Annotated in this window: 12 protein-coding genes and 1 pseudogene; 10 read left to right on the top strand and 3 right to left on the bottom strand. The window is 73.9% G+C overall.

Going from position 1 to position 14,017, the window contains the following annotated elements:
* The first annotated feature begins 349 nt into the window (after positions 1-349).
* The 6 genes from AB0A74_RS14395 (at position 350) to AB0A74_RS14370 (ending at position 6,413) form a co-directional block, all read left to right on the top strand.
* The gene (locus tag AB0A74_RS14395) at positions 350-1,735 is read left to right on the top strand and encodes an amino acid permease (protein ID WP_358249438.1); all 1,386 of its coding nucleotides are present in this window, start codon (positions 350-352) and stop codon (positions 1,733-1,735) included.
* Entirely contained in the window at positions 1,732-2,982 is a 1,251-nt protein-coding gene (locus tag AB0A74_RS14390; RefSeq protein WP_358249436.1) for an arginine deiminase, read from the top strand. The genes AB0A74_RS14395 and AB0A74_RS14390 overlap by 4 nt, the downstream gene beginning before the upstream one ends.
* A gap of 15 nt (positions 2,983-2,997) precedes the next feature.
* A complete protein-coding gene (gene argF / locus AB0A74_RS14385; RefSeq protein WP_358249435.1) occupies positions 2,998-3,990 on the top strand; it encodes an ornithine carbamoyltransferase in 993 nt (330 codons plus the stop codon).
* A gap of 1 nt (position 3,991) precedes the next feature.
* Positions 3,992-4,912, top strand: coding sequence for a carbamate kinase (locus AB0A74_RS14380; protein WP_358249433.1), 921 nt, complete (start codon positions 3,992-3,994; stop codon positions 4,910-4,912).
* Between the two features lie 25 nt (positions 4,913-4,937).
* Positions 4,938-5,093, top strand: a complete 156-nt coding sequence (locus tag AB0A74_RS14375) for a hypothetical protein (RefSeq protein ID WP_358249431.1) — start codon at positions 4,938-4,940, stop codon at positions 5,091-5,093.
* A gap of 321 nt (positions 5,094-5,414) precedes the next feature.
* Positions 5,415-6,413 (top strand): nitroreductase, encoded by a 999-nt coding sequence (locus tag AB0A74_RS14370; protein WP_358249429.1) that lies wholly within the window; start codon positions 5,415-5,417, stop codon positions 6,411-6,413.
* Between the two features lie 6 nt (positions 6,414-6,419).
* On the opposite strand, the gene AB0A74_RS14365 is transcribed toward AB0A74_RS14370, so the two are convergent.
* The 3 genes from AB0A74_RS14365 to AB0A74_RS14355 are packed head-to-tail and all read right to left on the bottom strand — an operon-like array spanning position 6,420 to position 9,384.
* The gene (locus AB0A74_RS14365; protein WP_358249427.1) at positions 6,420-7,991 is read right to left on the bottom strand and encodes an ABC transporter permease; all 1,572 of its coding nucleotides are present in this window, start codon (positions 7,989-7,991) and stop codon (positions 6,420-6,422) included.
* Positions 7,988-8,878 (bottom strand): ABC transporter ATP-binding protein, encoded by an 891-nt coding sequence (locus AB0A74_RS14360; RefSeq protein WP_358249425.1) that lies wholly within the window; start codon positions 8,876-8,878, stop codon positions 7,988-7,990. Before AB0A74_RS14360 ends, AB0A74_RS14365 begins: the two co-directional genes overlap by 4 nt.
* Positions 8,875-9,384, bottom strand: a complete 510-nt coding sequence (locus tag AB0A74_RS14355) for a flavodoxin domain-containing protein (RefSeq protein WP_358249423.1) — start codon at positions 9,382-9,384, stop codon at positions 8,875-8,877. Before AB0A74_RS14355 ends, AB0A74_RS14360 begins: the two co-directional genes overlap by 4 nt.
* A 171-nt stretch (positions 9,385-9,555) precedes the next feature.
* Here AB0A74_RS14355 and AB0A74_RS14350 point away from each other — a divergent pair, with 171 nt between their 5' ends.
* From AB0A74_RS14350 to AB0A74_RS14335, 4 genes and pseudogenes are all read left to right on the top strand, one after another.
* A complete protein-coding gene (locus tag AB0A74_RS14350; RefSeq protein WP_358249421.1) occupies positions 9,556-10,593 on the top strand; it encodes a zinc-dependent alcohol dehydrogenase family protein in 1,038 nt (345 codons plus the stop codon).
* Positions 10,590-12,834, top strand: a pseudogene (pflB, locus tag AB0A74_RS14345) (formate C-acetyltransferase). Before AB0A74_RS14350 ends, pflB begins: the two are co-directional and overlap by 4 nt.
* The gene (gene pflA / locus AB0A74_RS14340) at positions 12,831-13,556 is read left to right on the top strand and encodes a pyruvate formate-lyase-activating protein (RefSeq protein ID WP_358249419.1); all 726 of its coding nucleotides are present in this window, start codon (positions 12,831-12,833) and stop codon (positions 13,554-13,556) included. The pseudogene pflB and the gene pflA overlap by 4 nt, the downstream one beginning before the upstream one ends.
* A 16-nt stretch (positions 13,557-13,572) precedes the next feature.
* Positions 13,573-14,010, top strand: coding sequence for a hypothetical protein (locus tag AB0A74_RS14335; RefSeq protein ID WP_358249417.1), 438 nt, complete (start codon positions 13,573-13,575; stop codon positions 14,008-14,010).
* The last annotated feature ends 7 nt before the right edge of the window (positions 14,011-14,017 follow it).

The raw sequence follows: 14,017 nt of genomic DNA, 5'->3' as shown, positions 1-14,017 counted from the left end.
GCTGCCGCGGCACCCCCGCCGGCCCCCGCCGCGCGACCGCGGCGGCATGACGACGATCTCCCGGCGCCTGCTCGGCGCGCTCCTGGTGGTGGTCGTGGTGGCGGCGGGTTGCGTGGCCGGGCCGAACGACGTGTCCACTGTGGGCGGTGTGCCGCCGGCGGGCTTCGGCACGGTGTCTGGCACCCGATCACGTTCATCGTGTCCGCACGGCCCGCCTGACCGCCCGGGTGATCGGTGACCAAGGGCCCGGTCGCGACGGGTCCTGCGGCGGTGTGGGGTGGTCGCCCGTCCTGGCCAGGCTGTCCGGGGTGATCGCACCGGCGGTCGGACAGGGAAGCGAGGGCGTCTCGTGAGCGCACACACGACGGTCCCCGAAGCGGGGACGACAGCGGGCGGCGGCCCGCCCGGGCGGCAGGGCGGGTTCGGGTTGCCGACCGCCACCGCGCTGGTGGTCGGGTCGGTGATCGGCACCGGCGTGTTCGGCCTGCCGAGCGCGTTGGCCGCGTTCGGCCCGATCAGCCTGGTGGCCTTCGTCCTGGTGACGATCGGGGCGCTGGCGCTGGCCGTGACCTTCGGCGCGCTGTCCCACCGCCTGCGTGGTTCCGGCGGGCCGTACGTGTACGCCCGGGACGCTTTCGGCGACTTCGCGGGCTTCCTCAACGCCTGGTGCTACTGGATCACCGCGTGGGCGGGCAACGCGGCGATCGTCGTGGCGCTGGTCGGTTACGTCGAGGTGTTCGTCAACACCGACCACCGGGTGGTCTGGTCGATCGTGATCGCCCTGGCGGGCCTGTGGGTGCCGGCGCTGGTCAACCTGTCCGGGCTGCGCAACTTCGCGGTGACCCAGGTCGTGTCCACGGTGCTCAAGTTCGTGCCGCTGCTGTTCATGGCCACCGTCGGGCTGCTGTTCGTCGAGGCGGACAACTTCGGCGCGTTCAACGGCAGCGGCACCTCCGCCGGCGCGGCCGTCTCCGCCGCCGCGGCGATCGCGTTGTTCAGCTACATCGGCATCGAGACCGCGTCGGTGGCCGCCGGCCGGGTGCGCGAACCGGGCCGCAACGTCGGGCGCGCCACCGTGCTGGGCACCCTGGGCTGCGCGCTGGTCTACGTGCTGGGCACGCTGACCGTGTTCGGCACCGTGCCCAACGCGGCGCTGCGCGACTCCACCGCGCCGTTCACCGACTCCGCCAACGCCATCTTCGGCGGCCAGTGGGCCGGTCAGGCCGTGGCGGTCGCGGCGGTCGTGTCCGGGTTGGGCGCGCTCGTCGGCTGGACGCTCGTCGTGGGCGAGATGCCGATGGCGGCGGCCCGCGACCGCCTGTTCCCCGCCCGCTTCGCCCGCACCCGCGGCGGCGTCCCCCACTTCGGCATCGTCAGCTCGACCGTGCTGGCGTCGGTGCTCGTCGTGGTCAGCTACACCAACTTCGAGCAGGTGTTCACCACGCTGGTGCTGCTGTCGGTCTTCACCGCCGTGGTGCCCTACCTGTTCAGCGCGGCGGCCCAGCTGTACTGGCTGGTGGTGCGCGGCCGGGCGGCGCACCGCGCGCACCTGGTCCGCGACTGCGGGATCTCGGCGCTGGCGCTGGTCTTCTCGTTCTGGGCGCTCGCGGGCAGCGGCTACCAGGCCGTCTACTACGGCGTGGTCTGCCTGCTGCTGGGCGTCCCGGTCTACGTCTGGCTCAAGGCCGGCCGCCGCGAGTACGGCGAGCACCCGACCGCGGCGGAGCAGCGGTGAGCGCCCCGCACGGCGTCCACTCCGAGGTCGGGGCCCTGCGCCGGGTCGTGGTGCACCGGCCCGGCCCGGAACTGGACCGCCTGACCCCGGCCAACTGCGACGACCTGCTGTTCGACGACGTGCTGTGGCCGGAGAAGGCGCGCGTGGAGCACGACTTCTTCACCGCCGTGCTGCGCGACCGCGGCGTCGTCGTCCACCACTTCGCCGACCTGCTCGCCGAGACGCTGGCCCTGCCCGAGGCCCGGGCGTTCGTGCTGGACCGGGTGTGCACGCCCGAACAGCTGGGCCCGACCCTGGTCGAGCCGGTGCGCGAGTTCGCCGAGAAGGTGGACGCCCCGGTGCTGGCCGACCTGCTCGTCGGCGGGATGACCCGCGCGGACCTGTCGCCGCTGGACGTGCGCAGCCTGCGCTGGAGCACGCTGGGCCTGGACGACTTCGTGCTCCCGCCGCTGCCGAACACGCTGTTCCCGCGGGACAGCTCCGCCTGGATCGGCGGCGGCGTGACGATCAACCCGATGGCCAAACCGGCCCGCAGGCGGGAATCGCTGCACTGCCGGGCCGTCTACCGCTTCCACCCGCTGTTCGCCGCGGCGGGTTTCCCCGTCTACTGCGGCGACGACGACCGGGAGCACCACCCCGCCACCGTGGAGGGCGGTGACATCCTGGTGCTCGGCCGCGGCGTGGTGCTCGTCGGCATGGGTGAGCGCACCACGCCAATGGGGGTGGAAGTGCTTGCCGCTCAGCTGTTCCGCACCGGCCAGGCCACCGCCGTGATCGCCGTCGAACTGCCGAAGTCGCACGCGTTGATGCACCTGGACACCGTCCTGACGATGCTCGACGTCGACACGTTCGTCCGCTACCCCGGTCTGGACCCGGACGCGTTGCCCACCTGGGTGATCACGGCCGCGGACCCGCTGGAGGTCGTGGAGCGCGGCGCGGCCGGGATGCGCGTGGAGCAGCGCGAGGGCCTGTTCGCGTCGGTGGCCGACGCGTGGGGCGCGGACCGCCCGCTGGTGCTGTGCGCCGACGAGGACGCCCGCGCGGCCGAGCGCGAGCAGTGGGACGACGCGAACAACTTCCTGGCCCTCGCACCCGGCGTCGTCGTCGGCTACGAGCGCAACACCGTCACCAACACCATGCTGCGCGACCACGGCATCGAGGTCGTCGCCATCCCGGGCAGCGAACTCGGCCGCGGCCGGGGCGGCGCCCGGTGCATGACCTGCCCCGTCCAGCGCGACGGCATCTGAGAGGAACGACATCCCATGCGCCACCCCGGATCACTGCTCAAGGAACTGGACCTCGACAAGACCGCCTTCCTCGCCCTGGTGGACGCCGCCGCCAAGCTCAAGCGGGCGAAGGCCGACGGCGTCGAGATCCCCGCGTTGACCGGCAAGAACATCGCCCTGGTCTTCGAGAAGAGCTCGACCCGCACCCGGTGCGCGTTCGAGGTCGCCGCGCACGACCAGGGCGCCCACGTCACCTACCTCGACCCGACCGGCTCGCACATGGGCCGCGACGAGTCCGTCCCGGACACCGCGAAGGTGCTCGGCCGGATGTTCGACGGCATCGAGTTCCGCGGCTTCGCCCAGGACACCGTCGAGCTGCTCGCCGACCACGCGGGCGTGCCGGTGTGGAACGGGCTGACCGACTCCTGGCACCCCACCCAGGCGCTCGCCGACGTCCTGACCATGACCGAGCACCACCCGGGCCCGGTCGAGGAGATCTCGTTCTGCTTCGTCGGCGACGGCCACAACAACGTCGCCCGCTCCCTGCTTATCACCGGGGCGCTGCTGGGGATGGACGTGCGCGTCGCCGCGCCCCGCGAGCTGTGGCCGCCCGACGACGTCGTGGCCGCCGCGCGCGGGCTGGCCGAGACCAGCGGGGCGCGGGTGCTGGTCACCGACGACCCGGAGCGGGGCGTGGCCGGCGTCGACTTCGTCTACACGGACGTGTGGGTGAGCATGGGCGACTCGCCGCAGGAGTGGAACACCCGCGTGCCGCTGCTGCTGCCCTACCGCGTCACCGAGCGGTTGATGGCGGCCACCGGCAACCCCGCCGCGAAGTTCCTGCACTGCCTGCCCGCCGTGCACGACCGGAGCACCACCGTCGGCCGGCAGGTGCACGAGGGTTTCGGGCTGGACGGCGCGGAGGTCACCGACGCGGTGTTCACCTCCGACCGCTCGATCGTGTTCGACCAGGCCGAGAACCGGCTGCACACCATCAAAGCGGTGCTGGTCGCCGCGCTGGCGGCCTGACATGCGCATCGTGGTCGCCCTGGGCGGCAACGCCCTGCTGGCGCGCGGCGAGCGGCCGGACGCCGAGGTCCAGCTCCACCACGTCGAGGCGGCGGCGCGGGCCCTCGCGCCGCTCGCCGAGCACCACGAGCTGGTGGTCTGCCACGGCAACGGCCCCCAGATCGGGCTGCTCGCGCTGGAGAGCCAGCGCGACGAGTCGCTGACCCACCCGTACCCGCTGGACGTGCTGGGCGCCCAGACCCAGGGCATGATCGGCTACTGGCTGGCGCAGGCGCTGCGCAACGAGGGCGTGCGCCGGCCGGTGCTGTGCGTCGTGACCCAGACCGAGGTCGATCCCGGGGACCCGGCGTTCGGCACGCCCACCAAGCCCATCGGGCCCGTCTACGACCGGGCGCGGGCCGAGGACCTCGCGCGCCGGCACGGCTGGGCGGTCGCGGCCGACGGCCCGCACTGGCGTCGCGTCGTGGCCTCCCCCGAGCCGCTGCGGCTGACCGAGCGGGAGCCGATCGCGCGGCTGGTGGCCGAGGGGGTCGTCGTGGTGTGCGGCGGGGGCGGCGGGGTGCCGGTCGCGCGCGCCGGCGACGGGCGGCTGCGCGGCGCGGAGGCCGTGGTGGACAAGGACCTCACGGCGGCGGCGCTGGCCATCGGGCTGGCGGCCGACCGGCTGGTGCTGCTCACCGACGTGCCGCACGTGATGCGCGACTTCGGCACCCCCGACGCGCGGCCGCTGCGCCACCTCGACGTCGGGGAACTCCGGGACCTGCGCTTCCCCGCCGGGTCGATGGGGCCGAAGGTGGAGGCGTGCCGCCGGTTCGTGGCGGCGACCGGGTTCCCGGCGGCCATCGGCGCGTTGACCGACGCGGGCGCGGTCGTGGCCGGCGAGGCGGGCACGACGGTCACCCGGTCACCGGCCACCGGCTGACCGCGACCGTGGGTCGCCGGACCCCGTGCGCACGGGACCTCGGACCGTAGCGGTGTTCGCGGGCGGCTGCCTGATCGGGTGGATCGCGGTGCAGGTCGCGGTGATCCGCACGTTCAGCCCGCTGCAACCGGTCGTGGCCGCGGCCGGGGCGGCGGTGCTGCTCGCCGGCCGACGCCGATGAGCACCGGGGACTCACCCGGCGGTCAGCACCCACCAGGACACGGCCAGGCCACCGGGGTCGGTCGCCGCGTGGACCAGCGCGGGCGCGAGGACGCCCCGCCCCGCGTGCCGCCGCCGGCCGCTCCCGGATCTCGTCCAGCTCGTCCAGCCGCGGGCCGCCGGGCAGTTCGTGGGACGAGTCCTCCGGTCCGGCCAGGGGACCGGCCTCGCACCGGAGGCCGCGAAGTCCGAAGACCCTGTCGAGAAGGGACCTTCGGCCGTGTGATCACCGTCGCGGGCGGGCGCACCGTGGACGCATCGCGTTGACCGGGGAGGAACGGGCGTGGCTGCGGTGCGGAAGGTGACGGGCGCGTTGGGGTTGACGGGGGAAGAGGTGGCGGACGTGTTGCGCACCGCCTCGCTGGCGCCGTCGCTGCACAACACGCAGCCGTGGCTGTTCCGGCTCGCGCCCGACCGCATCGAGTTGCACCCCGACCCGGACCGCCGGCTGCCCGCGACCGACCCCGAGGACCGCGAACTGCGGCTGTCCTGCGGCGCGGCGCTGTTCAACCTCCGGCTCGGGCTGCGCCGGCACGGGGTCGAGCCCATCGTCTCGCTGGCGCCGGGGGCCGACGCGCCCGGAGCGCTGGCCGTCGTGCGCCGGGGCTGGAGCACCCCGTTCGACGAGGAGACCCGGGCGTTGTGGGAGGCCGTGCCGGTGCGGCGGTCCAACCGCGCCCCGTTCCGCGACCGGGCGGTCCCCGTCCCCCATCGCACGGCACTGGTCCGCGCCGCCGAACGCGAGCGTTCGTGGCTGCACTTCGTCCTCGACGCCGAGGAGCGCGCGAGGTTCCAGCGACTCGCCGCCCGCGCGCACGCCGTCCAGACCGCCGACGAGGGCGTGCGCCGGGAGTTGGCGGCGTGGACCGGCGAACGGGTGTCGCCCGACGGCGTGCCCCCGGCGTCGGCGGGCCTGAAACCCGCGCCCCGGGACGACTGGGCCATGCGGGACTTCCAAGCCGCCGAACGCGCACCCGGCCAGGAGTACGAGCACGACCCGCTCGTGGCGGTGCTGTGCTCCTTCTACGACGGCCCGGTGGGCGAACTGCGGGCCGGGAAGGCGCTGCAACGGGTCCTGCTCACCGCGACCACGCTCGGGTTGTCGGTGTCGTTCCTGTCCCAGGCGATCGAGGTGCGTCCGGTGCGCGACGAGGTCCGGCGGTCGCTGGGCGGAGCGGTCCTGCCGCAGACCATGCTGCGCATCGGCTTCGGCTCCCCCGTCCCGCCGACACCCCGACGCGCGGTCGAGGACCTGTTGCTGCGCAACGGCACCCGGGATTGAGGCGGCTCAGCGGATGTCGCGTCCGCGCAGGGCCGCGAGGCCGGCGGCGGTGAGGAGGGCCGCGACGGTCGTCAGCCACAGCAGCGGGGTGGCGGTGACGGGTGGTTCCGGGACGTGGGTGAACGGAGAGAGGTCCAGCAGGCGGTGGTCCAGGTCCAGCAGCGGGCCCAGTTCGCCGAGCAGGAGCAGGGCCGCGAACAGCGCCCACGTGACGGCGGTGGCGCGGGGCGCCAGGCCGTGGACCAGGACGACCAAGCCGGTCAGCACCCACGCGGCCGGGACCTGGACCAGCGCGCCCGTGAGCACGTCGCCGAACACGGACCGGTCGCCGGTCTGCGCGGCCCGGATCGCGCCGGTGGCCGTGCCGGCGCACAGCAGCAGGGCGGCGGTGCCGCCGAAGGCGATGGCCAGGTGACCGGCCGCCCACCGGGTCCGGCCCAGCGGGACGGCCAGCAGGGCGTGCAGGCGGCCGGAGGTCTCCTCGGTGTCGAGGTGCTTCGCGGCTTGGATCCCGTAGGCGGCGGCCAGCACGCCCAGGAAGCCGAACATGGCGGTCAGCACGGCGTCGGACAGGCCCTTCTCGCCGCCGAGCCTGGTGAACACCTCCCGCGCGGCCGGGGTGTCGAGCATGTCCCCCAGGCTCGACGCGACGCTGCCGACCAGCAGCCCGTAGAGGGTGAACCCGACGGCCCAGGCGGCGAGGGCGCCGCGCTGCAACCGCCACGCCAGCCCCAGCGGGCCGTGGAAGCGGGCATGCGCCGGACCGTGGCGTTCGGCCAGGACGCCCGCGCCGAGGTCGCGGCGCGCGGCGAGCCGGAAGGCCGCCACCGTCAGCGCGGCGGCGCAGCCGAGGGCGACCACGGCCACCCACCAGCGGTCACCGGCGAACGGCCGCACCTGGTGCCCCCAGTGGAACGGCGACAGCCACGACAACCACGCCGGGCCGACGGCGTCCCCCACCGCCCGGACGAGATAGGCCACGCCCAGCGCGGCGAGCGCGAGCCCGGTCGCCGCCCGCGCGCCACGCGCCACCTGGGCGGTCACGGCGGCCGTGGCGGCGAAGGCCGTGCCGATGCACACCCAGGCCAGCCCGAACGCGAAGGACCCGGCCACCGGCAACCCGGACGCGGCCACACCGAGCGCGGTCACCAGCCCGAGCACGACCACCGCTCCCCCGGCGACGGCGAGCGCGGCGGTCAGCGGCGCGAGGCGGCCCACCACGGTGGAGCCGACCAGTTCACCCCGCCCGGACTCCTCGTCCCCACGGCTGTGCCGCACCACCAACGTGATCGCGAACACCGCGACCAGCGCCGCACCACTGCCCAACGCCTTGAGCATCGCGACCGCGCCCAGGGACGCGGTGTCGTGGACGCGTCCGTAAACGGCGACCATCGCAGGCGAGGCGTTCATGCTCTCCGCGGCCCGCACGAGCGACTCGGTGTCGGCGAACAACCCTCCCGTGGCCGCCGCGGACGTCACCGCCAGCACCACGAGCCCGAGGATCCACACCGGCAGCAGGACCCGGTCGCGGCGCAGCGCCAACCGCACCAACCGCCCGGTGCCGGCCAACGGGGTCATCGCTCGGCTCCCTCGTAGTGCCGCAGGAACAACTCTTCCAACGTGGGCGGCCGGCAGACCAGGTTGCGCACGCCGACGTGGGTCAACTGCCGCAGCACGGCGTCCAAGTCGTCGGTGTCCACCTGGCAGTGCACGCGCGTGCCGTCCACCCGCAGGTGGTGCACCGAGGGCAGCGCGGCCAAGCCGTTGGGCGGGGCCACGAGGTCGGCGTCGACCGACGTGCGGGTCAGGTGGCGCAGGTCCGCCAGCGACCCGCTCTCCACCGCCCGGCCCTGCCGGATGATGCTCACCCGGTCGCACAGCTTCTCCACCTCGGCCAGCACGTGGCTGCTCAGCAGCACGGTCCGGCCGTCGTGGCGCAGTTCGGCGACGCAGTCCTCGAACACCGCCTGCATCAAGGGGTCCAGGCCCGTGGTGGGTTCGTCGAGGACGAGCAGTTCGGCGTCCGAGGCCAGCGCCGCGACCAGCGCGACCTTCTGCCGGTTGCCCGAGGAGTACGAGCGGGCCTTGCGGGTCGGGTCGAGGTGGAACCGCTCGACCAGGGCGTCCCGGCGGGCCCGGTCCAGGCCGCCGCGCAACCGGCCGAGCAGGTCGATGATCTCCCCGCCGGTCAGGGTCGGCCACAGCGTCACGTCGCCGGGCACGTAGGCCAGCCGGCGGTGCAGGGCGACGGCGTCGCGCCACGGGTCGCCGCCGAGCAGCGTGAGCCGGCCCGCGTCGGCGCGCAGCAGGCCGAGCAGGACGCGCAACGCGGTCGTCTTGCCCGCGCCGTTGGGGCCGAGCAGGCCGTGGACCTCGCCCTGCCGCACGGTCAGGTCGAGCCCGTCGAGCGCCACGGTCCGGCCGAACGCCTTGCGCAGCCCGACGACCTCGACGGCGAGGTTCACCGCCTGCTCCCCGCGGTGATGCCGCGCGCCCACTCGACCGCCTCGTCCCCCTGCCGCTCGCGCAACGGGCCGGTGGTGCCGGTGACCCAGAACGTCCTGGGCGGCGTGACGAGCGGGAAACCCAGCCTGCGCAGGCGTTTCGCGATGACCTTGGCCGCCGACCCGGGCAGGATGCCGACCTTCACCCGGGTGTCGAACACACCCGCGACCGTGCGGTTGACGTTGTGCGACAACACGTCCAGCCATTCGCGGACGCCGCGCCCCGGCGACACCAGCGGACCGGTGGTCTGCTCGGCGGCGGACGCGCGCGTGCCGGTCCGGCTCAGGCCGAACGCGTGCGTGGGCGCGCCGACCACCAGCAGCTCGACGTCGTCGGGCAGCGTGTCGGGCGCCCGCGACACCTCGACCACCTCGACGTCGAACCCGACCAGGCCCCGTGCGACCGCTTCGGCGATGGTCCGGGTGTTGCCGAACATCGACTCGTAGACGACCAGCGCTCGTGCCATGGGGCACCCCTTTCCTCCGGTTCCACCCTCGTCCCGGCCGGTCGGCGCGGGCAGTGGCGAAAGGCCGGCCGCGACCGGGACCTTCGTGCCGCGCCGCGGGGTCCTCGGTCTCTGCTCCCGCCGGCCGCCGCCGGCAAGGGTGGGGTGGAAACCACTGCGAGGAGGTTCGCGATGAAGGCGATGGTGTTCCACGGTCCCGGGCAGCGGTCGTGGGAGGACGTGCCGGACGCGGTGCTGGTCGAGCCCACCGACGCGGTCGTGCGGGTCACGGCGGCCACGATCTGCGGCACGGACCTGCACATCCTCAAGGGCGACGTGCCCGAGGTGGCGCCGGGCCGGGTGCTCGGGCACGAGGCGGTCGGGGTCGTGGAGCAGGTCGGCGCGGCCGTCACCGGGATCGCGCCGGGCGACCGGGTGCTGGTGTCGTGCATCAGCGGCTGCGGGCGCTGCGCGTACTGCCGGACCGGGTCCTACGGGCAGTGCCGGGGCGGCGGCGGGTGGGTGCTGGGGCACCTGGTGGACGGCACGCACGCCGAGTACGTGCGGGTGCCGTTCGCCGACCTGTCCACGCACCGGCTGCCCGACGGCGTGGCCGACGCCGACGCGGTGATGCTGTCCGACATCCTGCCCACCGCGTACGAGGTGGGCGTGCGCAACGGCCGCGTCGAGCCGGGCCAGACCGTCGTCGTGGTCGGCGCGGGGCCCATCGGCCTCGCCGCGATCGAGACCGCGAAGCTCTACAGCCCCGGCCGGATCGTCGCCGTGGACCTGGCCGGCTCGCGGCTGGAGGCGGCCAAGCAGTTCGGCGCGGACGTCGTGGTGAACGCGACCGACGACCCCCTCGGCGTGGTCGCGGAGCTGACCGGCGGGCTGGGCGCGGACGTGGCGATCGAGGCCGTGGGCGTGCCGGAGACCTTCGAGCTGTGCGCGCGGCTGGTGCGGCCGGGCGGCCGGGTGGCCAACGTCGGCGTGCACGGCCGGCCCGCCACGCTGCACCTGGAAGACCTGTGGATCCGCAACATCACCATCACCACCGGCCTGGTGGACACCGTCTCCACGCCCGACCTGCTGCGCATGCTGACCACCGGCCGCCTGGACGCGAGCCGCTTCGCCACCCACCACTTCCCGTTGTCCGAGATGGACACCGCGTACGACGTGTTCGCCCGCGCGGGTGACACGGGCGCGTTGAAGGTGGTGCTGACCCGGTGACCGCCGTCGAAGAGCGCGTCGAGGCGTGGCAGGGCTTCCGCGGCACGCGGTGGCGGGAGCGCATCGACGTGCGCGGGTTCATCCAGGACAACTACACCCCGTACGAGGGGGACGCGGGGTTCCTCAGCGGCCCCACCGCCCGCACCAGCGCGTTGTGGCGCGACCTGTCGGGGTTGTTCGCCGAGGAACGCCGGCGTGGCGTGCTCGACGTGGACGCGCACACGCCGTCCACGATCACCTCCCACCGCCCCGGGTACCTCGACCGCGCCAACGAGATCATCGTCGGGTTGCAGACCGACGCGCCGCTCAAGCGGGCGATCATGCCCAACGGCGGCCTGCGGATGGTGGAGACGAGCCTCCAGGCCTACGGCCACGAGCTGGACCCGGCCGTGCGGGAGGTGTTCACCAAGTACCGCAAGACCCACAACGACGGCGTGTTCGACGCCTACACCCCCGAGATCCTGCGCGCCCGCCGCGCCGGCGTCATCACCGGCCTGCCCGACGCCTACGGGCGCGGGCGGATCATCGGCGACTACCGCCGGGTCCCGCTGTACGGGGTGGCGCGGCTCGTCGAGGTCAAGCGGGCGGAGCGCGCGGCGCTGGACGACGCGCGGTCCACCGAGGCCGTGATCCGCGACCGGGAGGAGCTGGCGGAGCAGGTCCGCGCGTTGCAGGAGCTGCAGGAGATGGCCGCGGGTTACGGCGACGACATCTCCGTGCCGGCCCGCACCGCCCGTGAAGCGGTGCAGTGGCTGTACTACGCGTACCTGGCGGCGGTGAAGGAGCAGAACGGCGCCGCCATGTCGCTGGGCCGCACCTCGACCTTCCTGGACGTCTACCTCCAGCGCGACCTCGACGCCGGTGTCCTGACCGAGGAGCGGGCGCAGGAACTGGTGGACGACCTGGTCGTCAAGTTGCGGATCGTGCGGTTCCTGCGCACCCCCGCCTACGACGAGCTGTTCTCCGGCGACCCCACATGGGTCACCGAGAGCATCGGCGGCATCGGCGAGGACGGCCGACCGCTGGTCACCCGAACCAGCTTCCGGTTCCTGAACACCCTCTACACCCTCGGCTCCGCACCGGAACCGAACCTCACCGTGCTGTGGTCGCCGCGCCTGCCCGCCGGGTTCAAGCGGTTCTGCGCGGGGGTGTCGGTGGACACCAGCTCGATCCAGTACGAGAACGACGAGCTGGTCCGGCCGCGCTTCGGCGACGACGCGGCCATCGCGTGCTGCGTGTCGGCGATGCGGGTCGGCAAGCAGGTGCAGCACTTCGGCGCCCGGGTCAACCTCGCGAAGGCGCTGCTGTACGCGATCAACGGCGGCCGGGACGAGGTGACCGGCGAGCAGGTCGGGCCCGCGCACCCGCCGGTGACCGGCGAGTACCTGGACTACCGGGAGGTCCGTGCGGCGTTCGACCGGATGCTGGACTGGTTGGCGCGCACGTACGTGGACGCGTTGAACGTCATCCACCACATGCACGACAAGTACGCCTACGAACGCATCGAGATGGCGTTGCACGACCACCCGGTGGAACGGCTGCTGGGCTGCGGCATCGCGGGTCTGTCGGTCGTCGCCGACAGCCTCTCGGCGATCCGGCACGCCCGGGTCCGGGTGGTGCGCGACGAGTCGGGCCTGGCGGTGGACTACGTGGTCGAGGGCGACTTCCCGCGCTACGGCAACAACGACGACCGCGCCGACGATCGCCGTGGGCCTGGTCGAGGACTTCATGGCGCTGGTGCGCCGCTACCCCGCCCACCGCGGCGCCCGGCACACCCAGTCGGTGCTGACCATCACCTCCAACATCGTCTACGGCCGGCACACCGGCAACACCCCGGACGGCCGCCGCGCCGGGGAGCCGTTCGCGCCCGGCGCGAACCCGATGAACGGCCGCGACCGGCACGGCCTGGTGGCCGCCGCGCTGTCGGTGGCGAAGCTGCCCTACGACGACGCCCTGGACGGCATCTCGCTGACCGCGAGCATCGCGCCCGACGGGCTGGGCCGCTCGCCCGAGGAGCGGGTGGACAACCTCGTCGGCGTGCTGGACGCCTACACCGACGCGGGCGGCTTCCACCTCAACGCCAACGTGCTCGACCGGGAGACCCTGCTTAACGCGATGGCCCACCCCGAGAACCACCCGCAGCTCACGATCCGCGTGTCCGGCTACGCGGTGAACTTCGTGCGGCTGACCCGGGAGCAGCAACTGGACGTGCTCAACCGGACCTTCCACGGGTCGCTGTGACCACCGGGTCGGTCCTGTCCTGGGACATCGCCACGGCGGTGGACGGCCCCGGCACCCGGTTCGTGGTCTTCACGGCCGGGTGCCCGCTGCGCTGCCTGTACTGCCACAACCCCGAGTCGTGGCACGAGCGCCGCGGCAAGCGCGTGGAGGTCGCCGACGTGGTCGCGGAGATCGAGCCCTACCGGCGGTTCATCCAGGTGGCCGGCGGCGGCGTGACCGTGAGCGGCGGGGAACCCCTGTTGCAGGAGCACTTCGTGGGCGACCTGCTGCACGAGGTCAAGCGGCTGGGCCTGCACACCGCGCTGGACACCTCCGGCCACCTGGGCGCGCGGGCCTCCGACGCGCTGCTCGCCGACACCGACCTGGTGCTGCTGGACATCAAGTCCTGGGACCGCGCGCTGCACCGCCGGCTCACCGGCGTGGACGTGGCCCCGACGCTGGACTTCGCCGTGCGGCTGGCCGAGCTGGGCAAGCCCGTGTGGCTGAGGTTCGTGCTGGTGCCCGGCCTGACCGACGACCCGGCCAACGTCGAGGGGGTGGCGTCCTTCGCCGCCGGGCTCGGGTGCGTCGAACGCGTGGACGTGCTGCCGTTCCACAAGCTCGGCGCACCGAAGTACGCCGCCCTGGGCATCCCGTTCCCCCTCGCCGACACCCCCACACCGACCCCGGCGCTGGTCGACGCGACCCGCGCCCGCTTCGCCGCCCACGGGCTGGCGGCGTGAACCCCGGGAGGCCGTCATGACCACGTCAGCCGAACGCACGTCGTCGCGACGGCTCGGGTACCTGTTGTCCGTCGCGGGCGGCGTCGTGGCGCTCTACCTGCTCAACGTGTGGCCGGGGTGGCGCGCGGTCCCGGTGGTGACGGCAGCCGCCCGGGAGGTGGTCGTCACGATCGACGTGGTCCTCGCGATCGGGCTGGTGCTGAACCTGGGGTGCGTGCTGCGCCCGCGTCCGCTCCTGATGCGGGCGGTCGACGTCGTGACGACCGCCTTGGGCCTGGCCGCCGTGACGCACCTGCGCGCGGTGTTCCCGTTCGCCTTCGCCGACGGCCCGACCGACTGGGCGTTCATCACGAAGGCGGCGCTCACGTCGATCATCGTGGTCGTGTCGATCGCGTTGGTGGTGCAGCTGGTGCTGTTCGCGCGGACGGCGGCGGCGCGCGAGCGCCGGCCGTGACGCCTGT

Source organism: Saccharothrix sp. NPDC042600, assembly GCF_040647305.1.
GTDB lineage: Bacteria > Actinomycetota > Actinomycetes > Mycobacteriales > Pseudonocardiaceae > Actinosynnema > Actinosynnema mutabilis.
The sequence above is the reverse complement of the archived record's forward strand: the minus strand, read 5'-3'. Positions and strand labels throughout refer to the sequence as shown.

What these genes read in the sequence shown, in the direction of transcription:
- argF (WP_358249435.1), top strand. Translation starts at nt 2,998, where the DNA reads ATGCGCCACCCCGGATCACTGCTCAAGGAACTGGACCTCGACAAGACC.
- AB0A74_RS14380 (WP_358249433.1), top strand. Translation starts at nt 3,992, where the DNA reads ATGCGCATCGTGGTCGCCCTGGGCGGCAACGCCCTGCTGGCGCGCGGC.
- AB0A74_RS14365 (WP_358249427.1), bottom strand. Translation starts at nt 7,991, where the DNA reads ATGACCCCGTTGGCCGGCACCGGGCGGTTGGTGCGGTTGGCGCTGCGC.
- AB0A74_RS14355 (WP_358249423.1), bottom strand. Translation starts at nt 9,384, where the DNA reads ATGGCACGAGCGCTGGTCGTCTACGAGTCGATGTTCGGCAACACCCGG.
- AB0A74_RS14350 (WP_358249421.1), top strand. Translation starts at nt 9,556, where the DNA reads ATGAAGGCGATGGTGTTCCACGGTCCCGGGCAGCGGTCGTGGGAGGAC.
- AB0A74_RS14335 (WP_358249417.1), top strand. Translation starts at nt 13,573, where the DNA reads ATGACCACGTCAGCCGAACGCACGTCGTCGCGACGGCTCGGGTACCTG.